The organism is Nonomuraea sp. B208, from assembly GCF_057536035.1.
Genome location: NZ_BAAJOU010000030.1, coordinates 100,209 through 121,664 on the forward strand (window position 1 = coordinate 100,209; position 21,456 = coordinate 121,664).

Here is a 21,456-nt window from a genome sequence, read left to right on the forward strand (position 1 = left end):
AATTGCCTGCTATGGCCAGACCTCGTGTTCTCTCCGGCATCCAGCCCACCGCGGACTCCTTCCACCTGGGCAACTACCTGGGTGCGGTCCGTCAGTGGGTCACCATGCAGGAGACCCACGACGCCTTCTACTGTGTGGTCGACCTGCACGCGATCACCGTGCCGACCGAGCCCGCAGCGCTGCGCCGGCGCAGCCGCGTGGCCGCCGCGCAGCTCTTCGCCGCGGGTCTCGACCCCGAGCAGGCCACCGTCTTCGTGCAGTCGCACGTGCGTGAGCACACCGAGCTCGCCTGGATCCTGATCTGCCTCACCGGCATGGGCGAGGCGGGCAGGATGACGCAGTTCAAGGACAAGTCGGCCAAGTTCGGCGAGAGCGCGGCCAGCGTGGGGCTGTTCACCTACCCCATCCTCCAGGCCGCCGACATCCTCATCTACCAGGCCGACAAGGTGCCGGTGGGCGCCGACCAGAAGCAGCACCTGGAGCTGACCCGCGACCTCGGCCAGCGTTTCAACCACCGCTTCGGCGACACCTTCACGCTGCCCGAGCCCTACATCCTGAAGGAGGTCGAGAAGATCACCGACCTCCAGGACCCGACGGCGAAGATGTCGAAGTCGTCCTCCAGCCCGGCGGGCATCCTCGACGTCCTGGAGCAGCCGGGGCCGCTGCGCAAGAAGGTCATGCGGGCGGTCACCGACACCGGCACCGAGGTCCTGTTCGACGAGGAGAACAAGCCGGGCATCTCCAACCTGCTGCGCATCCAGTCGGCGCTGACCGGCACGCCGATCCCCGACCTGGTCGCCCGCTACGCCGGGCAGGGCTACGGCACCTTCAAGAAGGAGGTCGCCGAGGCCGTCGTCGAGACGTTCACGCCGATCCGCGAGCGCGTCGAGAAGCTGCTGTCCAACGAGGCGGAGCTCGACCGCATGCTCGCGGTCGGCGCCGAGCGCGCGGGGGCGGTCGCCCGGCAGACCATGGAGCAGGTCCGCGACCGGGTCGGCTTCCTGCCCAAGCTCTGACCCCCGGCTCAGGGGCCGAGGAGCTGCCCAAGCTCCGACCCCCGGCTCAGGGGCCGAGGCGGCTCGCGAGGTCGGTGGCGGCCGCGAGGTCCTCGGCCAGGGCCTCACGCTCCGTCTCCGTCAGCTCCAGCGCGGCGGCCTCGGCGAGCAGCGCCGCCGCCGCGTCCCGATCGCCGGCGCGCAGCCGCAGCTCAGCCAGATAGACCAGGGCGGGCAGTCGCTGCGTGGGCGGCGCCGCCGCGTGCCTGGCGAGGCCCGTCTCCAGCAGCTTGACGCCCGCCGCCACGTCGCCGCGCGCGTCGGCCTGGCGGGCGGCGGCCGCGACCACCCGCGCGAGCCGCCCCTCCGCCGGGTCCGGCTCGCCGGCGTCGTCCTCCTTGCGGCGGCTGATCCGCACCCAGTTGCCGCCGGGGTCCACCACGACGAACCCGCCCGACGTGCCCTGCACGCGCCGCGGCCGGGTCATCCTCGGGATCCCGGAGACCGGCACCTTGCCGAACGCCGCCCGCAGCCCCGCCGCGAACGCCGCGTGCAGCGCCCCCGTGTCCGGCACCACCACGACCACGCTGCCCATGGACTGCTCGGGATCGAACCCGGGCACGCCGAAGAAGTGCAGCTCGACGCCGCCCCGGCGGACGGCGGCGTACGGGTTGGGGCGCTCCTGGCGGTAGGTGACGTCGAAGCCGAGCGCGCGGTAGAAGGGCAGGACGTCGTCGAGCTGCCGGCAGGGCAGGAGGGGGATGACGGTCTCGCTCATGAAAACATCGTACGCTGTTCGGAGTTTAAGGAGGCCCCTGTCATGGAGTACGCGGGCCGGGGCGACCCCGCACGGACCATGGCCCTGCTCTGGGACGGGCTCCCGGCCCCCCGGCGCGGGCCCAGGCAGCGGCTGGAGCTGGCCGCCGTCGTGGACGCCGCCGTCGCCGTGGCCGACCGGGCCGGGCCGGCCGCGCTGTCCATGCGGGCGCTGGCCCAGGAGCTCGGGATCGGCACGGCGTCGCTCTACACGTACGTGCCGGGCAAGGCCGAGCTGCTGGAGCTGATGGTCGACCGGGTGGTGGGCGGGCAGCCGCTGCCCGACGCCACCTCGGGCTGGCGGGCCGGGCTGCGCGGCGTCGCCGAGGCCGACCTGGCCGCCTACCGGGCCCACCCGTGGCTGCTGCAGGTGTCCACCTCGCGCACCGTCTTCGGCCCCCACGTCCTCGCCCGGTACGAGGCCACGCTGGCGCTGCTGCACGGGCACGGGCTGGCCGCGGCGGACGTGGTGGGCTGTGTGGCGGCGGTGGACTCGTACACGAGGGGCGCCGCGGCGGCCGTGGTCGAGGCCGAGCAGGCGCCCGCGCAGACCGGCAGCAGCGACGACGAGTGGTGGGAGCGGCGGGCGCCGTTCCTGGAGGAGCGCATGAACGGGCGCTTCCCGCTGCTCGCCGCGCTGGAGGAGGCCGGGGCGTTCGGGGTGTCGGACACCGCGCTGCCGTACACGTTGCAGCGGGCCCTGGACCGCTTCGCCCTCGGCCTCGGCCTGGTGCTCGACGCGGTGGCCGGACGGATCGCGGCCGGTCCGGGGCGGGCGTCCTGACGTCAGCCTTCCCTGGCCTCCCGGTGCACGCGCAGGAGCGCGCGGAGGGCGGCCAGGCTCGGCCTGGTGAGCCGGAGGTCGCCGCGGGCGGCGGTCCAGCCGGCGTGGTGTCGTTCGAACGCCCAGCCGGGGAACTCCCGTGCGGCTTCCTCAAGCAGTCGTTCCATGACGAGGTCGGCACTCGGCGCTGTGGTCATGAACGCAGCGTGGCACCGAGACGCCGGTCCGTGACGAACTCGGGCGAAAGAACTCCCGGTTCGCCAGGACCGAACTACGAGTTCGGCCTCGATCAGTTCTGGATGCCGTGGCGCTCGGCGAGCCGGCGGACCTCCGGCGCCCACGACGGCCTGGCCCGCCGCGCCAGCGCCCGGACCATCTCCCTGAGCAGCAGCTTGTGGTCCAGCTCCTCGGGGGACTCGCGCTCGATCCGCAGCAGGTGCAGCAGGCTGGCGGCGTCGTCACCGAGGTCCTCGCAGGCGCGGGCGACCTCGCCGAGGTGGGTGGTGCGCCGCTCGATGGACGGGGTCGCGGTGAGGTCGATGTCGTCGGCGATGCGCAGCACGTCCTCGGGGCGGCCGGCGTCGTTCTCGACGCTGGCGAGGTGGATGGCGACGTTCGTGGGGCCGAAGAAGGCGAGGTCGTAGACGTCGGAGTGGTCGCGTACGCGCTCGGCGAGCCGGCTCGCGGTGCCGCGCAGGCGCTCGCGCGCCCGGTCGTCGTCGCCCGAGCGGGACTCGCCGATGGCGGCCAGCAGGTGCAGCGCGCCGAGCGCCTTGAGATGCCGCTCGTCGCCGTCGGGCACGTGCGGTTCGAGCAGCTCGATGCCCTGCCTGGCGACGTCGTAGGCGATCTGGTGCATGTCGTCGGACAACATCGACTGCCCGAGGTTCCAGTACGCCCACGCGATCGTCAGCGGGTCCTCGGACTCCTCGGCGAGGCGCATGGCCCGGTCGGCCGCGAGGTGCGCGAGGTCCACCCGCTGCAGGTGCTTGAGCACGCCCCTGGCCAGCATGTACGCGTCCGTGGCGACGCTGCGGGCACGCGGCGTGCGCTCGGCGGCCAGGCTCTCGGCGTCGGAGACCAGGGACGGCAGCGCCGCCATGAGGATCGAGTAGCGCCTGGCCGAGGTGAACCAGGCGTCGCGCGCCGCCGCGACCCGTTCGGAGAGCTGCTCGGCGTCCGGCGGTTCGAGGTCGGGCGCGAGGGGCCGGCAGGTGAACATGGCCCGCTCGATGTCGCTGATCTGCGGCCTGCTGGGCTCGTGCGAGTCGCGGGGCGTCTCGCCGAGCAGCACCGCGGTCCGTACGCCGAGCACCTTGGCGATCTCGCGCAGGAGGGGGAGCGAGGGGGTGCGTTTGCCGTGCTCGATGAGTTCGATGTGTCTGGGGGTGCATCCGGACTGGGTGGCCAGCGCGGTGGTGCTCATGCCCCTTCGCTCGCGCTGAAGCCGGACCATCTGACCGGTCGTGATCTCGGTCATGGGACGTGGCGCCTCCTGGCTCTGTCGCAACTGCCCACAGGCTAGGGCTCCAGGACTCCGCCTGTGAGTGGTTTCGGCACAGCCGAAAAAGGTGAAGGGCGTTCGGTGTCTTCGCAGGTCACAAAGGTGAAAGGGGTTCGTGTTCAGCGGCACGCGTGGTGCTGATAAATGCGGGTCAGCAGGTCCGAAAACTGCTCGCGTTCGGCGGGTGTGAGCGGGGCCAGCAACTCGTCCTGGAGGGAGGTGACCACCTCCTGGAGCCGGTCGAGGTGTTCCCGGCCCCGTGCCGTGAGCCGGATGACGTTGCGGCGGCGGTCGGCGGGGTCGGGGGAGCGCTCGACGTGGCCGCGCTCGGCCAGCTCGTTGATGACCGCGACCAGGTCGCTGCGGTAGATGCCGGTGCGCCGGCTCAGCTCGGCCTGGCTGACGGGCCCGCCCTCGCGCAGGGCCACGAGCGCGGCGTAGTGCCACTTGCGGGCGTCCAGGCGGGCCAGGCCCTCGTTGACCATCCGGTCGGACTGCATCGCGACCAGCGACAACGTACGGCTGGCCAGGGCGCGCAGGGCGGCCGGGGTCGGCTGCCCCGCCATGGGGTCGTCGTCCGTCATGCGCAGAGCCTATTGCGTTAGTCGCCCTAACGACTTATCGTTAGTGCGACAAACGTTAGTCACACGAACGGATTGACGTCATGATGATCGACGTGCTCGGCTCCTCCCTCCACTACGAGGACTCCGACGAGGGCGTCCCCTTCGTCTTCCTGCACGGCAACCCCTCCTCCTCCCGCGCGTGGCGGGACGTGCTGCCCGGCGTGGCCGCGCCGGGACGCCGCCTGCTCGCCCCCGACCTCATCGGCATGGGCCGCTCGGGCAAGCCCGACCTGCCCTACCGCTTCGGCGACCACGCCCGCTACCTGGACGCCTGGTTCGACGCGCTCGGCCTGGAGGACGTGGTGCTCATCGGCCACGACTGGGGCGGCACGCTCGCCTGCGACTGGGCGGCCCGGCATCCGGAACGGGTGCGGGGCGTGGCGCTCATGGAGGCGGTCGTCCGCGGGACGAGCCTGGACGAGCTGGGCGAGGCGCCGCGCAGCCGCGCCGAGACCATCCGCGGCCCCGAGGGCGAGAAGCTGGTGCTCGACGGCGACTTCCTCATCCGCTCCGCCTACACCGGCGGTGTGCTGACGCCCTTGAGCGAGGAGGACCTGCGGCCCTACCTGGAGCCCTACCCGACGCGCGAGAGCCGCCGGCCGCTGCTGGAGTGGGCGCGCTCGCTGCCGCTCGACGGGGAGCCGGCCGACGTGGCCGAGCGGGTGGCCTTCTTCGGCAAGTGGCTGGGGGCCTCGGACGAGGTGCCGAAGCTGCTGCTCACCTTCGACTCCTCGCCGACGCTGCTGATCACCCCGGCAGTGGCCGAGTGGTGCGCGGACAACATGGCGGCGCTGGAGACCCTGCACCTCGGCCCGGCCGGGCACCACGCCACCGAGGACCGGCCGGCCGAGATCGCCGCCGCGATCGCGGCCTGGGCCGCCCGCCACGATCTCTGACAGGCGCCGCGCCTGTAGGCTCGCCGGTCGGCGGGCGTGCGGCGCGCCGGGCTGGGCAGATGCTCCACCGTGATCTGGTGAGGCCTGGAGGCGTGGAATGGCGAGTCTGTGGCGGCGCGTCGAGGCGGTCCGGGCCTGGGGGCGCCGGACGGTCGACCACTGGCGGGTGCGCAGGCTCTCGCTCGACCACCTCATCCGCGGCGTGCAGCGCTACCAGGGCCAGAACGGCGACCGGCTGGCCGGCGCGGTCACCTACTTCGCGTTCCTGTCGTTCTTCCCGCTGGTGGCGCTCGCGTACGCGGTGCTCGGCTACATGGTGGCCACCAGCGAGACCACCAGGCAGGCACTCGAAGCCGCGATCACCGAGCGGCTGCCCGGCATCGCCGAGCAGCTCAACCTCAAGGCCATCGCCGAGGCCAAGGCGACCGCCGGCGTCATCGGCCTGCTCGGCCTGCTCTACGCCGGGCTCGGCGCGCTGGACGCCCTGCGCGGAGCGCTCCGCGAGATCTACATGACCACCCAGCCGCCGCTCAACTTCTTCGTCGGCAAGCTGCGCGACCTGTCCTCGCTCCTGATGATCGGGATCGCCATGATCACGTCCGTGCTGGTCGGCGGGTTCGCCACCAGCGCGACCGACAAGGTCCTGCACCTCGTCTTCGGCAGCGAGTCGCCCCTGGCGACCTTCGGGCTGCGGCTGGCGGGCGTGGTGGCCGGGCTCGCCGCCGACTGGGTGCTGTTCGTCATCCTGCTCGGCTGGGTGGCCAAGCCGGTCCAGCCGTTCAAGGTGATCGCCAAGGGAGCGGTGATCGGCGCGATCGGGTTCGGCGTGCTCAAGCAGCTCGCCACCCTGCTGCTCGCCACGACGCTCGGCAACCCCGTCTACGGCACGTTCGCGGTGATCGTGGGCCTGCTCGTCTGGATCAACTTCTCGGCCCGGCTCGTCCTGCACGTGGCCGCCTGGACGGCCACGGCCGGCTACTGCCCGCCGCCCGCGCCCACGCCGGTGCCCTCGCCGATCACGCGGCCGTCGGAGGAGGGCTCAGAGACGTGAGCCGGCCCGGCGTCGGCGGCGGATCCCGTACACCAGCCAGACGGTCCCGAACAGCAGCCCGCCGCCGATCACGGCCGCCCCGATCGCCTTGGTGCGGTCGGTCTGCTGCCGGGCGGCGGCGTCCAGCAGCGGCGGCTGCTGGGCGGGGGTCACCTGGGTGACCGGGCCGCCGGAGGCCCGCGCCTGCGGCGCGGCCGGCTGCTGGGCCGGCAGCGGGTCCACGAGCTGCCCGACCGGGGTCACCTTGCCCCGCACCGAGAATCCCCAGTCCATGAGCTCGCCGACCTCCTCCCAGAAGTAGCCCTCGTGGCGCATGACGCTCACCACGATCGTGTGGCCGCCGCGGGTGGCCGCGCCGACGAAGCTGCCGAGGGCCTTGGAGGTCCAGCCGTTCTTGACGCCGATCATGCCCTGGTAGCGCCAGAGCAGCTTGTTGTGGTTGCTGATCTGGTACGTCTTGCCCTTCGGGGCCGGGAAGTTCGCCGTCTTGGTGCTGATGTAGCGGAGGAAGTCGGGATTGGCCAGGCCGGCGCGGGCGATGAGCGCCAGGTCGTAGGCCGAGCTGCTCTGGCCGGGCTTGTCGAGGCCGCTCGGCGTCTTGGCGACGGTGTCGTTCGCCTGCAGCCGCCTGGCCTCCTCGTTCATCTCCCGCATGGTCTTGGCCAGGCCGCCGTTGACCTCGGCGAGCGCCATGGCCGCGTCGTTGCCCGAGGTCATCATCAGGCCCCTGAACAGGTCCTCGACCCGGTAGGTGGCCTTCGGCGTGAGCCCGACCGCGCTGCCCTCCTGGTTGCAGGCGTTCTGGCTGGGCCGGATCCTGAGGTTCTTGTTCAGCTTCGGGATCAGGGTGAGCGCGGTCAGCGTCTTCAGGGTGCTGGCGGGCAGGTAGCGCCCGTGGGCGTCCTTTGCGGCGAGCACCTGGCCCGTGTCCACGTCCGCGATGACGTACGACGTAGCCTTGGTCTTGGGCGGCTTCTTGACGCCCTCGGGGGCGACCAGGCCACGGCTGCCCAGCGCCGGACCGCCCACCGGGGTGGCCGGGGCGGCGTACGCGGTCCCGCCGGTGAGCGAGGCCGACGTGACGAACGCCGTGATCAGTACGGTTTTGGTCCACATGGCGGGTCTCAGCGTAGCCCTGGATGAATGCCCATGTGGCGACACATCCCCCGAAGATCCACCTTCGATACTAGAGAGATGGTCATGTCACGAAAGATCGCCGCGTTCCTCGTCGCTCTGGGCGCGTTCATGATCTTTGAATGGATCAACCTCGGCTTCAACCTGGCCGACGGTCACCCCACCGCCTTCTACGTGGTCCACGGCATCCTGATCGCGGTCAACATCGTGCTCGGCCTGGTGCTGATGTTCCTCGGGGTCCGCGCGCTCAGAGTGCGCTGAGGAGGCGCCGGGTGAGCGCGTGCAGCTCGTCGGCCTCCTGTCTGGAGTCGCCGATCGAGGTGAAGCCCAGCTTGCCGTGCTCGGGGATCGCGCCGAGCAGGTGGAAGACGTTGCCGGTGCGGCGTTCGTGGTCGAAGCCGAGACCGAGGCGCTCGGCCGTCCGCATGACCTCGCGGGGCGTGCGGCCGCGCAGGCAGCCGGCGGCGTAGTTGTCGGTCGCGGTGTAGAACTTCGGCTGGCCGCCGGCCATGAGCAGGCCGGTGCCGGGGTCGTAGACGGCGCCGGTGGTCAGCGTGACGGCGCCGTACGGGTGCGTGGTGCCGCCGATGCGCAGGTTGATCTCGCACAGCAGCGCCGCGTAGCCCGCATCGGCCTTGAGCGCGAAGAAGTCCATGCCGAACACGCCCACCACGCCGCGCTCGGCGAGGACCCGAGCGATGCGCCCGGCGGACGCGTCCACCTCGGCGCGGTACTCGGGGGCCGCGGGGAACGTGCAGCCCTGGTAGACCTGGCCGCTGTCGCCGCCGAGCACCTGGTCGTGCGTGGCCAGCACGCGGGCGTGGCCGCCCGGCGAGATGGCCGCGAGGGCGCTCGGGTAGTAGAGCGGCCGGTGCTCGATGTACTCCTCCACCACCGCGCCCCGGTCCCTGATCTTGGCGGAGAACGCCTCCCAGGTCTCGTCGCCGGCCGAGAAGTCGATCCGCGACCGGTCGGACTTGGTGACGATGGCGTTGCCCAGCCCCGAGTAGGCGTCGTTGAGCTTGATGATCACCCGCTCGCCCGGCAGGGCCTCGACGGCCTCCTCGATCTCCAGCGGCGTCCGCAGGTCGCCGAAGCCGCGCGCCATGGGCACGCCGGCCTCGTGGCCGATCTCGCGGGCCCCGCTCTTGGAGCCGTAGTAGGCGTACGAGGTGGCCGGTCCGTAGATGGGGACGTTGAGTGACGAGGCGAGCTCCTCCTCCAGCTCGCTCAGCACGAACGGCACCAGACAGGCGTCGCCGTCGATCTCCGCCCGCAGCTGCTCCAGCACGTCGGGACGGCCGAGCAGGGTCCTGGTCAGCGGCTGGGACCAGGGGTCGTCGAGCGTGATCAGCGTGAGGCGCTTGGCGGCGTCGTCAGGATCGGGCAGGAACGAGAAGTAGTAGTCGATGATGCCGGGATCGATGGGCGCGGAGGAGAGGTAGACCACCTTTACCCCGGGTTCCCGGAGCGTCAGCAGGAGGAAGAGCAAACGCTCCTCGTAGGACCTGGCCGCCTTGATGCGGCGGAGCTCGTCCTGGGGAAGGGAGAGCGAGGGTACGACCACCAGGGTCCCCTCACTCGGCTCGAAGATGCTCAACCCAGCATACTTCTCCCCGAACGGGATAGTAGTGATCATATTGCGAGTGAAACACCGATTCACCCCAAAAACAGCCAGCCGCGAAGTGTGATGACCATGACAGAAGGTGACAGGATTCGGAATCGCGCACCACGTTTGGAAGTAGCGACGACGGGTCACCATCTACTGATCCCTTGTGACTATTTCCGGACCAGGCGGAACATCACGTAAGGTGACAAGCAGGGGTTACGGACCTGCAGTCGGCTAACTTTTGGTGTATCTGTCGGCGCGGAGCCGCGGACGAGCGATAGAGTCGAGACCATCGCCACCGGGCTCACGGCCGACCGCTGTGCTCCCTGGCTGCACAGCGGCAGCGCGACCGACGCACGCAAGCCCATGCCGACGATCTCACGCACCCGAACCAGCGGGTGTTTTTTGATTCGCCGAGTCGGCCGCTCGACCGGGGGGCGGCCCCACGGCGGGATGACGAGTACGACAGCGCACTAGCCGCGCCGGCTTCAGTTGATTCCAGGGCGCGCGGCATTGGGACGGAGTGGTGACATATGCGGGGACGTGAGCTGCGGGGCGAACTCGACGCGTTCCTGGCCGAGAGTGAGCAGGATCTCGTGGCGTTCCGCCGCGACCTCCACATGCACCCCGAGCTGGCCTTCGCCGAATATCGCACGACACAGCGCATCGTCGAGCGGCTCACCGCCGCCGGGCTGAGCCCGCGGGTGCTGCCCAAGGGCACCGGCCTGATCTGCGACGTCGGCAGCGGCGACGGCCCCACGATCGCCCTGCGCGCCGACATCGACGCGCTGCCGCTGCAGGACGAGAAGGACGTGCCCTACCGCTCGACCGTGCCGGGGGTCTGCCACGCCTGCGGCCACGACGTGCACACGACCGTGCTGCTCGGCACCTCGCTCTTCCTCGCCCAGCAGGCCGCGGCGGGCCTCCTGCCCGGCCGGGTCCGGCTGATCTTCCAGCCGGCCGAGGAGGCCCCCGGCGGCGCCCTTGAGGTCATGGCGCACGGCGGCATCAGCGGCGTGGACCGCATCTTCGGCCTGCACTGCGACCCGCGGGTGGACGTCGGCCAGCTCGGCCTGCGCGTGGGCCCGATCACCTCCGCCTGCGACCGCCTGACCGTCCGGGTCTCCGGCCCCGGCGGGCACACCGCCCGCCCCCACCTGACCGCCGACCTCGTCTTCGCGCTGGCCAAGATCCTCACCGAGCTGCCCGCCGCGCTGTCGCGCCGGGTCGACCCGCGCTCCTCGCTCAGCCTCGTCTGGGGCCGCGTCGAGGCCGGCTCGGCCGCCAACGCGATCCCCGACGACGGCGTGGCCGAGGGCACCGTGCGCTGCCTCGACGAGGAGGCCTGGCACGCCGCCCCCGACCTGATCAAGTCGCTGCTGGAGTCGGTCGCGAGCGCCTACGGCATCGAGGCCACCATGGACTACACCCGCGGCGTGCCGCCGGTCGTCAACGACGAGGTCAGCGTCGAGATGCTGGGCGAGGCCGCCGAGCGCGTGCTGGGCGCGGGCGCGGTCGTCCCGACCCAGCAGTCGCTCGGCGGCGAGGACTTCGCCTGGTATCTCGAGTCGGTCCCCGGGGCGTTCGCCCGCCTCGGCACCCGCTCGCCCGACGGCGTCACCTACGACATCCACCAGGGCACGTTCGACGTGGACGAGCAGGCGATCGCCATGGGCGTGCGCGTCATGGCCGCCACCGCGTTCACCGCCCTGTGGGAGGTCGGGCCGCTCGACTCGACGGTCACCAGCGCGCTGGCGTGACCACCGGCAGCTTCAGCGCCGACCGGCCGGGCGCGACCGTGAACGTCGTGCCCGGCGGGTAGCGCAGGGTGTAGTCGTAGTCGGTGGAGATGATCACCAGGCCCAGCCGGTGGCCCTTCTTGAACACATGATCTGTGGGCTGGAAGTCCCAGGTGAAGTCGTACTCCTTGCCCGCACGCAGCGGTTGCGTGCGGTCCGCGTGGACGCGGTTGCGCACGTCCAGCCAGCCCCGGGTGACGATCTTGTACGGGGTCGTGGCCGTGCCGAGCGTCCGCAGCGCGGTGCAGCCGGTGTCGCCAGGAACGCCCTGCCCGTAACAGAGCGTCTCGCCCGTCGGCACCAGCGTGCCGTTGGCCCGGACGTCGGAGCCGTAGTCCACGAGCAGCGCCGTCAGGTACGGCGATGAGCCGTCCTTCACCGAGGCCCGCACCGACACCGTCGGCGTCCCGGAGATCCGCACGTCGGCCGGCAGCTCACCGGTCGTGTACGCGAGCCGGTTCGGATCCGCGCCGGTGGCCTCGACGAGCTGCTCGGCCGTCCTCGTCTTCTGGTCGGTGAACGTCTCGCGCGGCGACAGCGGCCGCGGCATCAGGCCCAGGTGCCCGCCGGAGCCCAGGTGGAGCGGGACGGCCGCGGTGCCGGGCAGCGGCCACGAGGCGTGCCGCCCCCACTGGCCGGGGCCGATCTCGACGTCGGCCTGCGGCTCGCGCATGATGCCCGAGTCGATGCCGTGCAGCCAGTAGTCGAACCAGCCGTGGAGCTGGCGCAGCCACTCGGCGGTGCGCAGCGAGAACGGGTTCATGTGCGTGCCCTGGTGCAGCCAGATCTTGCGCGGCACGTGCCGCTTGGCCAGGGCGTACCACCACTGGGCGAACTGCTTGGTCTTGACGTTCCAGTCGTTCAGCCCGTGCACGACGAAGACGCTGGCCTTGACCTTGTTCACGTCGTCGAGGTAGTTGCGGGCGTCCCAGAGCGGGCTGTAGTCGCCGGTGATCCGGTCCTGGCCCGTGGTGATGGAGTCGATCAGCGCGCCGCACGCCTCCTGGCCGTTCTGCCTGGTCAGGACGTATTTGGCGAGCACGTCCAGGTCCTCGCCCTGGAAGCCGCCGGGGGCCACGACGCCGCCGTTGGCGCGGTAGTAGTCGTACCAGCTGGAGATCGCGGCGATCGGGACGATCGTCTTCAGCCCCTCGACGCCGGTCGCGGCGACGGCGTTGGGCAGGGTGCCGTTGTAGGAGACGCCGATCATGCCGACCTTGCCGGTGGACCAGGTGGCCGCGACCGGGTTGCCGTCGGCGTCGAAGCCGCGGGCGCGGCCGTTGAGCCAGTCGATCGCGGCCTTCGGGCCCGCGGTCTCGTTGCGGTCGCCGGAGGTCGGGCAGCCGGTGGCCCGGCCGCTGCCGAGGTTCTCCACCAGGGCGATGGCGTAGCCGCGGGGCAGGAAGTAGTTGTCGTAGTAGCCGGCGAAGGGCTCGGCGGCGAGCTTGCTCGACAGCGACCTGAGCGTGGGGAGCGGGTTGCCGTTCTCGTCCACGTCCACGGTGTGGTTGGCGACGTCGTTGCCGCCCGCGTAGTACGGGCTGGCCTCCATGATGACCGGGACCTTGAGCCCGGCGTCGGTCTCCTTGGGACGCAGGATGTCGACGGCGACCCGGTCGGGGGCGCCGTCGTTGTCGCTGTCGGTGCCGGCGACCTCGACGTACACGGTCTGCTTGACGGCGTCGGCCCGGGAGAAGACCGGCTGGGTCGCGTTGTTCTCGACCTTGATCGTGGGGGTGTCTGCTGCTGCGGCGGGGGTGGTGCCGGTCAGAGCCGCGACGAGGAGCGCGGCGAGCGGCACGGCCAGTGCCTTACGGGAGGGCATGCTTGGAATCTCCGCCAAGATCGGCCGTCAAGCAAGAGGTGATTCCCGCCCCAAAGTTGGGCAAAACATCACAGCCCCGCTAGCGTGTTCGCTGGCGCGGACCTCAGGTCACGGTCGCGCTTGATGTCGATAACGGAGCGGTTGCGACCCTGTGCGCCGGTTTGGTCTGCCCTGGTCAAGCAACTATCTTCCGTGCAGGTGCCGTACGTTTATTCGCGCCTGCGATGAACCCGACGGCGGGGAAATGGAAGGGAGTCGCCTTGCTCGGCAAGCGATTCAACAGGATGGCGCTCGGCTCCGTGGCCGGCGTCATGCTCATGGCAGCGGCCGCCTGCGGCGGCGACAGCGGGGGAACCACGGCCAGCGAGGCGCCGAGCAGCGCCGGCGCCTCCAGCGAGGCGGCGAAGGGCGCGCTCAAGGTCGGCCTGGCCTTCGACATTGGCGGGCGCGGTGACAAGTCCTTCAACGACGCGGCGTACGCGGGCCTGGAGAAGGCCAAGACGGAGCTCGGCGCCGAGATCAAGGAGCTGAGCCCCGCGGCCGACGGCTCCAACCGCGGCGACCTGCTGCGTCAGCTCGCCGACGCGGGCTACAACCCGATCATCGGCGTGGGCTTCGCCTACGGCGATGACATCAAGAAGACGGCCGAGGAATACCCGGACATCCAGTTCGCGGTCGTCGACTCCGCCTCCAACGGGCCCAACGTGACCGGCCTGCTGTTCGCCGAGGAGCAGGGCTCCTACCTGGCGGGCGTCGCGGCCGCGCTCAAGTCGAAGGAAGGCCACGTCGGCTTCGTCGGCGGCGTCGAGAACGACCTGATCAAGAAGTTCCAGGCAGGCTTCGAGGCGGGTGTGAAGTCGGTCAAGGCGGACGCCAAGATCGACGTCACGTACATCAGCCCCGACGGCGACTTCTCCGGCTTCAAGGCCCCCGACAAGGGCAAGATCGCGGCCGAGAAGATGTACCAGGACGGCGCGGACATCGTCTACCACGCCTCCGGCGACTCCGGCCTCGGCGTGTTCCAGGCGGCGGCCGCGGCCAAGAAGAAGGCCATCGGCGTCGACTCCGACCAGCGCCAGACGGTCAAGGAGACCGACCTCCAGAGCGTCATCATGACCTCGATGCTGAAGCGCGTCGACGTCGGCGTCTTCGAGTTCATCAAGGCCATCCAGGGCGGCGCCAAGGGCGGCACCGACACCGTCTACGACCTGAAGGTCGACGGCGTGGGCCTCTCCACCACCGGTGGCGAGATCGACGACATCAAGGACAAGCTCGACGCTGCCAAGAAGGACATCGTCGACGGCAAGATCACGGTTCCGGCCAAGCCGTAACCCTGGGCAGGACCGACATCGAGGGCCCGGAGTCAGCTTCGGGCCCTCTCGTCTACCTCCGCCCTGCTCCTAGGAGAGGCGAAATGAGTGCTGACACCCTGGCCACGGCGCGACCCGCCGTAGAGCTGGAGGGCATCACCAAGCGTTTCCCCGGTGTCGTCGCCAACCATGACATCCGCATCACCGTCGCACCCGGGACGGTGCACGCCATCGTGGGCGAGAACGGCGCGGGCAAGTCCACCCTGATGAAGATCCTCTACGGCATGCAGAAGCCGGACGAGGGCACCATCAAGGTGAACGGCGAGGAAGTGAGCTTCCGCTCGCCGAGCGACGCCATCGCCGTCGGCATCGGCATGGTGCACCAGCACTTCATGCTGGCCGACAACCTCACCGTGCTGGAGAACATCGTTCTCGGCGCCGAACCCACCCGGGCCGGGCTGCTCGACACCGGCAGGGCCCGCGCCCGCATCGCGGAGCTGGCCGAGACGCACGGCCTGCGCGTCGACCCCGACCGGCTCGTGGAGGACCTCGGCGTCGGCGACCGCCAGCGGGTCGAGATCCTCAAGGTGCTCTACCGGGGCGCCCGCATCCTCATCCTCGACGAGCCGACGGCCGTCCTGGTGCCCCAGGAGGTCGAGGAGCTCTTCCAGAACCTGCGCGAGCTCAAGGCCGAGGGCCTGACCGTCATCTTCATCTCCCACAAGCTCGACGAGGTGCTCGGCATCGCCGACGCGATCACCGTGATCCGGCGCGGCACCACCGTCGCCGCCATGCCGCGCGCCGAGGTGACCAGCGCCCGCCAGCTCGCCGAGCTGATGGTCGGCAGCGAGCTGCCCACCCCCGAGACCCGCGAGTCCACCGTGACCGACCGGACGGCGTTCCGGGTCGCGCACCTCACGGTGGAGGCCGACGGCCACCACCCCGCGCCCAAGGGCGTCCCTGCGGAGGAGTACGTCGCCACGCTGCGCGCCGACGGCAAGCGGCTGCTGCTGGACGACGTGTCGTTCGACATCCACGAGGGCGAGATCCTCGGCATCGCCGGCGTCGAGGGCAACGGCCAGTCCGAGCTGATCGAAGCCATCATGGGCATCCGCGCCGCGCACGGCACGATCACGCTCGGCGAGCACGACGTGAGCTCCTGGCCGACGCTGCGCCGCCGCGAGGCCGGCATCGGCTACATCCCCGAGGACCGCCACCGCCAGGGACTGCTCCTGGAGGCCTCGCTCTGGGAGAACCGGGTGCTCGGCCACCAGACCAGGAAGCCCGCAAGGAAGGGCATCTGGATCGACCGGCGCGCCGCCAGGAACGACACCGAGCGCATCGTCAAGGACTACGACGTCCGCACCCCGGGCGTCGAGACCCTGGCGCTCGCGCTGTCCGGCGGCAACCAGCAGAAGCTCATCGTCGGCCGCGAGATGAGCGGCGAGCCCAAGTTCCTCATCGCCGCGCACCCCACCCGCGGCGTGGACGTCGGCGCGCAGGCCGCCATCTGGGACCACCTCCGCAACGCCCGCGCCGCCGGCCTCGCCGTGCTGCTGATCTCCGCCGACCTCGACGAGCTGATCGGCCTGTCCGACACCATCCGGGTCATCTACCGCGGGCGCCTCGTGGCCACGCTCGACCCGTCCGACATCACGCCCGAGCGGCTGGGCGGCTACATGACCGGCGCCATCGCCGGCACTGAGGAGACGTGATGCCCGCGGGGCTCAACCGGGCGCTGCTCACCGTGACCGGCGTCGTCATCGCGATCGTGCTGGCCATCGCGATCTCCAGCGTGGCGATCCTCGCGGCGGGCGCCAGCCCGCTGGACGCCTTCGCCGCCTTCTTCAACTTCGGCGACGTCGGGCGGGCCCAGTCGAACGGCATCGCGACCTTCATCAACCGGGCGGTGCCGCTGTTCATCGCCGGGCTGGCCGTGGCCGTCGGCTTCCGCATGAACCTCTTCAACATCGGCGTGGAGGGCCAGTACCGGCTCGCCGCGATCGTCGCGGCCTACGTGGGCTCCACGTTCACCGCGCCCGCGCCGATCCAGATCGCGGTGATCATCATCGTGGCGGCGGCCACCGGCGGCCTCTACGCGCTCATCCCCGCGGTCATGAAGGTGACCAGGGGCGTGAACGAGGTCATCGCCACGATCATGCTCAACTACATCGCCATCAACCTGACGTCGTACCTGGTGCGAGGGCCGTTCGCGGGCGAGCGCGCGGCGGGGCAGCTCACCACGACCACTCCGGAGCTGCCGGAGTCGGCCATGTTCCCGAACCTCAACGTCCTCTTCGACTGGTTCGGGCTGGTCGCGCCCACCCGTGGCGGCGGTCTGCAGGGCTTCCTGCTGGTGGCGATCGTGCTCGGCGTGATCGTCTGGATCGTGCTGGAGCGCACCCGCTTCGGCTTCGACGTCAAGGCCAGCGGGCTCAACGGCCCGGCGGCGCTCGCCTCCGGCGTCAACCCCAAAAAGATGATCATCGCGGCGATGGTCATGTCCGGCGGCATCGCCGGGCTCATCGGCCTGCCCGAGATCCTCGGCGACAAGGGCGCGTTCAACTCCAACTTCACCGCGGGCCTCGGCTTCCTCGGCATCGCCGTGGCGCTGCTCGGCCGCAACAAGCCGGTCGGCATCGCGTTCGCCGCGCTGCTGTTCGCCTTCCTCGACCGGGCGCAGGGCTCGCTGCAGTTCGCCGGGGTGCCGGCGTCGGTGGTCACCATCATCCAGGCGGTGACCGTGCTGCTGGTCGTGATCGCCAACGAGGTCACGAAGCGGCTGGCGCTGCGCATGGAGGAGCGCCGGGCGGCGCAGCAGCTCGGCAGGGACAAGGATCCGGTTGAGGTGACCGCATGACCAGGGTACGCAAATACCACCTGACGCTCATCGGCGTCGCCGCGCTCCTGGTGGTGGTGTCGCTGGTGCGGGTCATCACCGGTTACGAGGACATCACCTCGTCCGGCATGTTCTCCGCGGCCCTGCTGCTGGCCGTGCCCATCGGCCTCGCCGGGCTCGGCGGCCTCTGGGCCGAACGGGCCGGCGTGGTGAACATCGGTCTCGAAGGCATGATGGTGCTGGGCACCTGGTCCGCCGGCTGGGCGGGCTACCAGTGGGGCCCGTGGGCCGCGCTCGTCGCCGGTCTGCTAGCCGGCGCGATCGGCGGGCTCATCCACGCCGTCGCCACCATCTCCTTCGGCGTCGACCACATCATCAGCGGCGTCGCCATCAACCTGCTCGGCCCCGGCGTCACCCGCTTCCTGTCCGAAGTGCTCTACAAGGAGGGCACTCCGGCCTCGGTCGCCGGCGCGGGCATCACCACCTCGCCGCCGATGAGCTCGCCGCCGCCCACGCCGAGCCTGCCGCTGCTGTCGGACGGGCCCGACCTGCTGGGCAAGCTGGAGAGCACGCACTGGTTCCTGCTGTCCGACCTCGCCGGCCTGCTGCGCGGTCTGACGCACGAGGTCAACCTGCTGGTCGTGCTGGCGGTGCTGCTGCTGCCGCTGACGTACTTTGTGCTCTGGCACACCGCTTTCGGCCTGCGGCTGCGCTCGGCGGGGGAGAACCCGTGGGCGGCCGAGTCGCTGGGCGTCAACGTCTACCGGATCAAGTACGTCGCGGTCGTCATCTCCGGCGCGTTCGCCGGACTCGGCGGCGTGTTCCTGGTCTTCTTCGCCAACAAGTACGTCGAGGGCCAGACGCAGGGGCGCGGCTTCATCGGCCTGGCCACCATGATCTTCGGCAACTGGCGTCCCGGCGGTCTCGCGGCCGGCGCGGCGCTGTTCGGCTACGCCGACGGCCTGCAACTGCGCAGCAAGGAGGCCGTGGTCTCCTTCTTCCTGTTCGGGGCGGTGCTGCTGCTCGCCTACCTGGTGATCCAGATCCGCCGCCTGACCGCGCCCGACCGGCCCGCCGACCTGGCCGCCGGCGCCTCCCGGCAGTATGTACGGATGGCGTTCGCCGCCCTCGGTATGATCGTGCTGTTCTGGCTCTGGCTGACCGTCGAGCGGCTTCCGAACGAGTTCGTCTACATCACACCACACGTGCTCACGCTGCTCGTGCTGCTGGTGGCTTCGCAACGGCTGCGGATGCCCAAGGCCGACGGCGTGCGTTACCGCCGGGGGGAACAGCATTGAGCGAGCACATCCAATGGGAGCCGCTGCGTGAGGCCGCGGCCGAGGCCATGCGGTACGCGTACGCGCCCTACTCGAAGTTCCCGGTGGGGGCGGCCGCCCTCGTCGACGACGGGCGGGTCGTCACCGGGTGCAACGTCGAGAACGCCTCCTACGGCGTCGGCCTGTGCGCCGAGTGCGGGCTCGTGTCGGAGCTGCAGCGCACCGGCGGCGGCCGGCTCGTGGCCTTCACCTGCGTGGACGGCCACGGCGAGCTGCTGATGCCGTGCGGGCGCTGCCGTCAGCTCCTCTACGAGTTCGGCGGCGACGACCTGCTGGTCGAGACCGTCGACGGTCCCAAGACGATGACGGAGATCCTGCCGTACGCGTTCGGGCCGCAGGACCTCAGCCGGAGCTCCTGATGGACGCGATCGAGGTCATCCGCGCCAAGCGCGACCGCGGCGAGCTGACCACGGCCCAGATCGACTGGGTGATCGCCGCCTACACGCGCGGCGACGTGGCCGACGAGCAGATGTCCGCGCTGGCCATGGCCGTCCTGCTCAACGGCATGAACCGGCGCGAGATCGCCGACTGGACGCAGGCCATGATCCGCTCGGGCGAGCGGATGGACTGGTCGGCGCTGGACCGGCCGACCGCCGACAAGCACTCGACCGGCGGCGTCGGCGACAAGATCACGCTGCCGCTGGCGCCGCTCGTGGCGGCCTGCGGGGCGTACGTGCCGCAGCTGTCCGGGCGTGGCCTCGGCCACACCGGCGGCACGCTCGACAAGCTGGAGTCCATCCCCGGCTGGCGGGCCTCGCTCTCCAACGACGAGATGCTGGACGTGCTGCGCACGGCGGGCGCCGTCGTGTGCGCGGCCGGCTCGGGGCTGGCCCCCGCGGACAAGAAGCTGTACGCGCTCCGCGACGTCACCGGCACCGTCGAGTCCATCCCGCTCATCGCCTCGTCGATCATGTCGAAGAAGATCGCCGAGGGCACGGGCTCGCTGGTCCTCGACGTCAAGGTGGGCTCCGGGGCGTTCATGAAGGACGTCACGACCGCCCGCGAGCTGGCCGAGACCATGGTCGCGCTCGGCACCGACGCGGGGGTCCGCACGGTCGCGCTGCTGACCGCCATGGACCGGCCGCTCGGGCGGGCCGTGGGCAACGCGCTGGAGGTCGAGGAGTCCGTCGAGGTCCTGGCCGGCGGCGGGCCCGAGGACGTGGTGGAGCTGACTGTGCGGCTGGCGCGGGAGATGCTGGAGGCCGCCGGGGTGTCCGGGGCCAAGGACCCGGCGAAGGCGCTCCAGGACGGCTCGGCCATGGACGCCTGGCGGCGGATGATCACCGCCCAGGGCGGCGACCCGGACGCCGCGCTGCCGCGCGCCGCCGAGAGCCTGACCGTGGAGGCGCCCGGTTCCGGGGTGCTGAGCCGGCTGGACGCGTACGCGGTGGGCCTGGCCGCCTGGCGGCTCGGCGCCGGACGGGCCCGCAAGGAGGACCCGGTGTCGTTCGGCGCGGGCGTCACCCTGCACGCCAAGCCCGGCGACCCGGTGCGGGCCGGTCAGCCGCTGCTGACCCTGCACGCCGACGAGGCGTCCCGCTTCGAGCGCGCCCTTGAGGCGCTGGACGGCGGTTACGCGGTGAGCGCCGCCGCCGCGGACCACCTGCCCCTGGTCATCGACCGGGTCACCGCCGCGTAGCCCTCCCCGGCCTCCCGGTCAGCGGGCCAGGCCGGGGAGGACGGGCACCTCGGCGAAGATCTCCCGGAGGACGGCGCGCTGCGTCGGCAGCGCCTCGGCGTGGCGCGTGCGTCCTTCCTGCGTGATGCACACGAAGACGCCGCGCCGGTCGGAGCTGCAGGCGTCGCGCGAGACCAGCGCGGCTTTCTCCAGCCGCGCGACCACCCGCGAGAGCGCGCTCTGGCTCAGGTGGACCTCGTCGCAGAGCTCCTGCAGCCGGAGCTTGCGGTCATGGTGGACGATCCGGTCGAGCACCTCGAACTCGCTCGGCCCCAGGCCGTGCCGATCGCCCAGCTCGCGTTCCAGCGCGCACATGGCCTTGGCGTGTGTCGCCAGGACGTAACGCCAGGTGCCGACCACGACTTCGTCGTCCATGTCGCGGAGAGTACCATTCGGCCAAACATCATGCAATGACATCTACTGCGTGTGCAATAGATGCACACGCAAGTGATCATTCTGTGCGGCGGCGTCCGGGCAAGGCCGCATATATGCGGATCCCGGCGGTCGGACGGGGCCGGAAAAACGCCCATCCATCAGGGGAAACGCTGCTTGCGGTGGCGCGCGGTGGGCATTTACCGGGCATGCGACCGTCTTCCCCGTCCGGCGTCCGGCCGTCGCCCTTCCGCGTCGCCGTCCAGCTCGCCGGCATCGCCGCGCTCGCCGTGCTCACCGCGTGCGGCCCGGCGACCCAGACCGCCTTCCCGGGCGGCCCGCCCGCCTCCCGGTCCGCGTCGGAAGACCCGCGGGAGGAGTCACCGGAGGACCCGTCCGAGGACGCGGACCGGGGCCCGTCGGGCGGTTCCACGGACTCCGGCGGCAGCACCTCGACCAGCACCAGCGAGGTGGACGTCGAGCGCGACGACATGGACCCGGCCATCGTGACCTCCGTCCGCTACGCCGCCCACGACACCTACGACCGGGTCGTCATCGACCTCGACGGCGACGTGCCCGGCTACAACGTCAAGTGGGTGGACGAGTTCGTGCAGGACGGCTCCGGCCGCCGGATCGACGTGCGCGGCGGCGCCTACCTGCAGATCACGCTCTTCCCCGCGCACGCGCACGACGAGAACGGCGTGCCCACCTGGAAGGGCGGCCCGGTCTACCCGGCCGACCTCGGCAACCTCACGGACGTCGTACGCACCGGCGACTTCGAGGGCCGCGTCGGCGTCGGCCTCGTGCTGGCCAGACAGGCGGCCTTCCAGATCGAGGAGCAGGGCGGGCCGAACCGGCTGGTGCTCGACGTGGCACACTGACCC

General features: G+C 71.0%; 21 protein-coding genes. 13 read left to right on the top strand and 8 right to left on the bottom strand.

The window, feature by feature from the left end; genetic code table 11:
* Positions 1-11: 11 nt before the first annotated feature.
* Complete coding sequence (gene trpS / locus AC27IY_RS42045; RefSeq protein WP_329585177.1) at positions 12-1,016, top strand: tryptophan--tRNA ligase; 1,005 nt, start codon at positions 12-14, stop codon at positions 1,014-1,016.
* A 46-nt stretch (positions 1,017-1,062) separates the two neighbouring features.
* Here the strand turns inward: trpS and AC27IY_RS42050 are convergent, their stop codons facing one another.
* Positions 1,063-1,773 (bottom strand): VOC family protein, encoded by a 711-nt coding sequence (locus AC27IY_RS42050; RefSeq protein WP_487181455.1) that lies wholly within the window; start codon positions 1,771-1,773, stop codon positions 1,063-1,065.
* A 42-nt stretch (positions 1,774-1,815) separates the two neighbouring features.
* Here AC27IY_RS42050 and AC27IY_RS42055 point away from each other — a divergent pair, with 42 nt between their 5' ends.
* Entirely contained in the window at positions 1,816-2,595 is a 780-nt protein-coding gene (locus tag AC27IY_RS42055; protein WP_364461623.1) for a TetR/AcrR family transcriptional regulator, read from the top strand.
* A gap of 2 nt (positions 2,596-2,597) precedes the next feature.
* Here the strand turns inward: AC27IY_RS42055 and AC27IY_RS42060 are convergent, their stop codons facing one another.
* From AC27IY_RS42060 to AC27IY_RS42070, 3 genes are all read right to left on the bottom strand, one after another.
* Positions 2,598-2,792 carry a hypothetical protein gene (locus AC27IY_RS42060; RefSeq protein WP_344216926.1) on the bottom strand — a complete coding sequence of 65 codons (195 nt, stop codon included), beginning with the start codon at positions 2,790-2,792 and terminating at the stop codon, positions 2,598-2,600.
* Between the two features lie 92 nt (positions 2,793-2,884).
* Positions 2,885-4,075, bottom strand: a complete 1,191-nt coding sequence (locus tag AC27IY_RS42065) for a helix-turn-helix domain-containing protein (RefSeq protein WP_423443249.1) — start codon at positions 4,073-4,075, stop codon at positions 2,885-2,887.
* Between the two features lie 143 nt (positions 4,076-4,218).
* Positions 4,219-4,683: a MarR family winged helix-turn-helix transcriptional regulator gene (locus tag AC27IY_RS42070; RefSeq protein WP_423474016.1), complete on the bottom strand. Its 465-nt coding sequence runs from the start codon at positions 4,681-4,683 to the stop codon at positions 4,219-4,221.
* Positions 4,684-4,763: 80 nt separating this feature from the next.
* Between AC27IY_RS42070 and AC27IY_RS42075 the strand changes: the two genes are divergently transcribed.
* Both AC27IY_RS42075 and AC27IY_RS42080 read left to right on the top strand, forming a co-directional pair.
* Positions 4,764-5,618 (top strand): haloalkane dehalogenase, encoded by an 855-nt coding sequence (locus tag AC27IY_RS42075; protein ID WP_487181456.1) that lies wholly within the window; start codon positions 4,764-4,766, stop codon positions 5,616-5,618.
* Between the two features lie 97 nt (positions 5,619-5,715).
* Complete coding sequence (locus AC27IY_RS42080; RefSeq protein ID WP_487181457.1) at positions 5,716-6,669, top strand: YihY/virulence factor BrkB family protein; 954 nt, start codon at positions 5,716-5,718, stop codon at positions 6,667-6,669.
* Here the strand turns inward: AC27IY_RS42080 and AC27IY_RS42085 are convergent.
* Positions 6,658-7,785 carry a D-alanyl-D-alanine carboxypeptidase family protein gene (locus AC27IY_RS42085; RefSeq protein ID WP_487181458.1) on the bottom strand — a complete coding sequence of 376 codons (1,128 nt, stop codon included), beginning with the start codon at positions 7,783-7,785 and terminating at the stop codon, positions 6,658-6,660. The two genes, AC27IY_RS42080 and AC27IY_RS42085, sit on opposite strands and share 12 nt — an antisense overlap.
* A gap of 84 nt (positions 7,786-7,869) precedes the next feature.
* Here AC27IY_RS42085 and AC27IY_RS42090 point away from each other — a divergent pair, with 84 nt between their 5' ends.
* The gene (locus tag AC27IY_RS42090) at positions 7,870-8,064 is read left to right on the top strand and encodes an SCO4848 family membrane protein (RefSeq protein WP_344216939.1); all 195 of its coding nucleotides are present in this window, start codon (positions 7,870-7,872) and stop codon (positions 8,062-8,064) included.
* On the opposite strand, the gene AC27IY_RS42095 is transcribed toward AC27IY_RS42090, so the two are convergent.
* Positions 8,051-9,403 (bottom strand): peptide ligase PGM1-related protein, encoded by a 1,353-nt coding sequence (locus AC27IY_RS42095; protein WP_487181459.1) that lies wholly within the window; start codon positions 9,401-9,403, stop codon positions 8,051-8,053. The two genes, AC27IY_RS42090 and AC27IY_RS42095, sit on opposite strands and share 14 nt — an antisense overlap.
* Before the next feature lie 542 nt (positions 9,404-9,945).
* Here AC27IY_RS42095 and AC27IY_RS42100 point away from each other — a divergent pair.
* Positions 9,946-11,172 (top strand): M20 family metallopeptidase, encoded by a 1,227-nt coding sequence (locus AC27IY_RS42100; RefSeq protein ID WP_364461646.1) that lies wholly within the window; start codon positions 9,946-9,948, stop codon positions 11,170-11,172.
* Here AC27IY_RS42100 and AC27IY_RS42105 read toward each other — a convergent pair.
* Positions 11,153-13,036, bottom strand: a complete 1,884-nt coding sequence (locus tag AC27IY_RS42105; RefSeq protein WP_487181460.1) for a Xaa-Pro dipeptidyl-peptidase — start codon at positions 13,034-13,036, stop codon at positions 11,153-11,155. The genes AC27IY_RS42100 and AC27IY_RS42105 overlap by 20 nt on opposite strands.
* Before the next feature lie 260 nt (positions 13,037-13,296).
* On the opposite strand from AC27IY_RS42105, the gene AC27IY_RS42110 reads away from it, so the two are divergent.
* The 6 genes from AC27IY_RS42110 (at position 13,297) to AC27IY_RS42135 (ending at position 20,161) form a co-directional block, all read left to right on the top strand.
* Entirely contained in the window at positions 13,297-14,367 is a 1,071-nt protein-coding gene (locus AC27IY_RS42110; RefSeq protein ID WP_364461652.1) for a BMP family lipoprotein, read from the top strand.
* A gap of 83 nt (positions 14,368-14,450) precedes the next feature.
* Complete coding sequence (locus tag AC27IY_RS42115) at positions 14,451-16,061, top strand: ABC transporter ATP-binding protein (protein ID WP_487181461.1); 1,611 nt, start codon at positions 14,451-14,453, stop codon at positions 16,059-16,061.
* Entirely contained in the window at positions 16,061-17,206 is a 1,146-nt protein-coding gene (locus AC27IY_RS42120) for an ABC transporter permease (RefSeq protein ID WP_423474026.1), read from the top strand. Before AC27IY_RS42115 ends, AC27IY_RS42120 begins: the two co-directional genes overlap by 1 nt.
* Complete coding sequence (locus AC27IY_RS42125) at positions 17,203-18,483, top strand: ABC transporter permease (RefSeq protein WP_423443267.1); 1,281 nt, start codon at positions 17,203-17,205, stop codon at positions 18,481-18,483. The genes AC27IY_RS42120 and AC27IY_RS42125 overlap by 4 nt, the downstream gene beginning before the upstream one ends.
* Complete coding sequence (locus AC27IY_RS42130; RefSeq protein ID WP_091090459.1) at positions 18,480-18,881, top strand: cytidine deaminase; 402 nt, start codon at positions 18,480-18,482, stop codon at positions 18,879-18,881. The genes AC27IY_RS42125 and AC27IY_RS42130 overlap by 4 nt, the downstream gene beginning before the upstream one ends.
* Entirely contained in the window at positions 18,881-20,161 is a 1,281-nt protein-coding gene (locus tag AC27IY_RS42135; protein ID WP_487181462.1) for a thymidine phosphorylase, read from the top strand. Before AC27IY_RS42130 ends, AC27IY_RS42135 begins: the two co-directional genes overlap by 1 nt.
* A gap of 18 nt (positions 20,162-20,179) precedes the next feature.
* On the opposite strand, the gene AC27IY_RS42140 is transcribed toward AC27IY_RS42135, so the two are convergent.
* Complete coding sequence (locus AC27IY_RS42140) at positions 20,180-20,575, bottom strand: MarR family winged helix-turn-helix transcriptional regulator (RefSeq protein WP_344216958.1); 396 nt, start codon at positions 20,573-20,575, stop codon at positions 20,180-20,182.
* A 206-nt stretch (positions 20,576-20,781) separates the two neighbouring features.
* Between AC27IY_RS42140 and AC27IY_RS42145 the strand changes: the two genes are divergently transcribed.
* Positions 20,782-21,453 (top strand): AMIN-like domain-containing (lipo)protein, encoded by a 672-nt coding sequence (locus tag AC27IY_RS42145; protein WP_423443275.1) that lies wholly within the window; start codon positions 20,782-20,784, stop codon positions 21,451-21,453.
* Positions 21,454-21,456: the final 3 nt, after the last annotated feature.

What these genes read in the sequence shown, in the direction of transcription:
- trpS (WP_329585177.1), top strand. Translation starts at nt 12, where the DNA reads ATGGCCAGACCTCGTGTTCTCTCCGGCATCCAGCCCACCGCGGACTCC.
- AC27IY_RS42050 (WP_487181455.1), bottom strand. Translation starts at nt 1,773, where the DNA reads ATGAGCGAGACCGTCATCCCCCTCCTGCCCTGCCGGCAGCTCGACGAC.
- AC27IY_RS42055 (WP_364461623.1), top strand. Translation starts at nt 1,816, where the DNA reads ATGGAGTACGCGGGCCGGGGCGACCCCGCACGGACCATGGCCCTGCTC.
- AC27IY_RS42060 (WP_344216926.1), bottom strand. Translation starts at nt 2,792, where the DNA reads ATGACCACAGCGCCGAGTGCCGACCTCGTCATGGAACGACTGCTTGAG.
- AC27IY_RS42065 (WP_423443249.1), bottom strand. Translation starts at nt 4,075, where the DNA reads ATGACCGAGATCACGACCGGTCAGATGGTCCGGCTTCAGCGCGAGCGA.
- AC27IY_RS42070 (WP_423474016.1), bottom strand. Translation starts at nt 4,683, where the DNA reads ATGACGGACGACGACCCCATGGCGGGGCAGCCGACCCCGGCCGCCCTG.
- AC27IY_RS42075 (WP_487181456.1), top strand. Translation starts at nt 4,764, where the DNA reads ATGATGATCGACGTGCTCGGCTCCTCCCTCCACTACGAGGACTCCGAC.
- AC27IY_RS42080 (WP_487181457.1), top strand. Translation starts at nt 5,716, where the DNA reads ATGGCGAGTCTGTGGCGGCGCGTCGAGGCGGTCCGGGCCTGGGGGCGC.
- AC27IY_RS42085 (WP_487181458.1), bottom strand. Translation starts at nt 7,785, where the DNA reads ATGTGGACCAAAACCGTACTGATCACGGCGTTCGTCACGTCGGCCTCG.
- AC27IY_RS42090 (WP_344216939.1), top strand. Translation starts at nt 7,870, where the DNA reads ATGTCACGAAAGATCGCCGCGTTCCTCGTCGCTCTGGGCGCGTTCATG.
- AC27IY_RS42100 (WP_364461646.1), top strand. Translation starts at nt 9,946, where the DNA reads ATGCGGGGACGTGAGCTGCGGGGCGAACTCGACGCGTTCCTGGCCGAG.
- AC27IY_RS42105 (WP_487181460.1), bottom strand. Translation starts at nt 13,036, where the DNA reads ATGCCCTCCCGTAAGGCACTGGCCGTGCCGCTCGCCGCGCTCCTCGTC.
- AC27IY_RS42115 (WP_487181461.1), top strand. Translation starts at nt 14,451, where the DNA reads ATGAGTGCTGACACCCTGGCCACGGCGCGACCCGCCGTAGAGCTGGAG.
- AC27IY_RS42120 (WP_423474026.1), top strand. Translation starts at nt 16,061, where the DNA reads ATGCCCGCGGGGCTCAACCGGGCGCTGCTCACCGTGACCGGCGTCGTC.
- AC27IY_RS42125 (WP_423443267.1), top strand. Translation starts at nt 17,203, where the DNA reads ATGACCAGGGTACGCAAATACCACCTGACGCTCATCGGCGTCGCCGCG.
- AC27IY_RS42135 (WP_487181462.1), top strand. Translation starts at nt 18,881, where the DNA reads ATGGACGCGATCGAGGTCATCCGCGCCAAGCGCGACCGCGGCGAGCTG.
- AC27IY_RS42140 (WP_344216958.1), bottom strand. Translation starts at nt 20,575, where the DNA reads ATGGACGACGAAGTCGTGGTCGGCACCTGGCGTTACGTCCTGGCGACA.
- AC27IY_RS42145 (WP_423443275.1), top strand. Translation starts at nt 20,782, where the DNA reads ATGCGACCGTCTTCCCCGTCCGGCGTCCGGCCGTCGCCCTTCCGCGTC.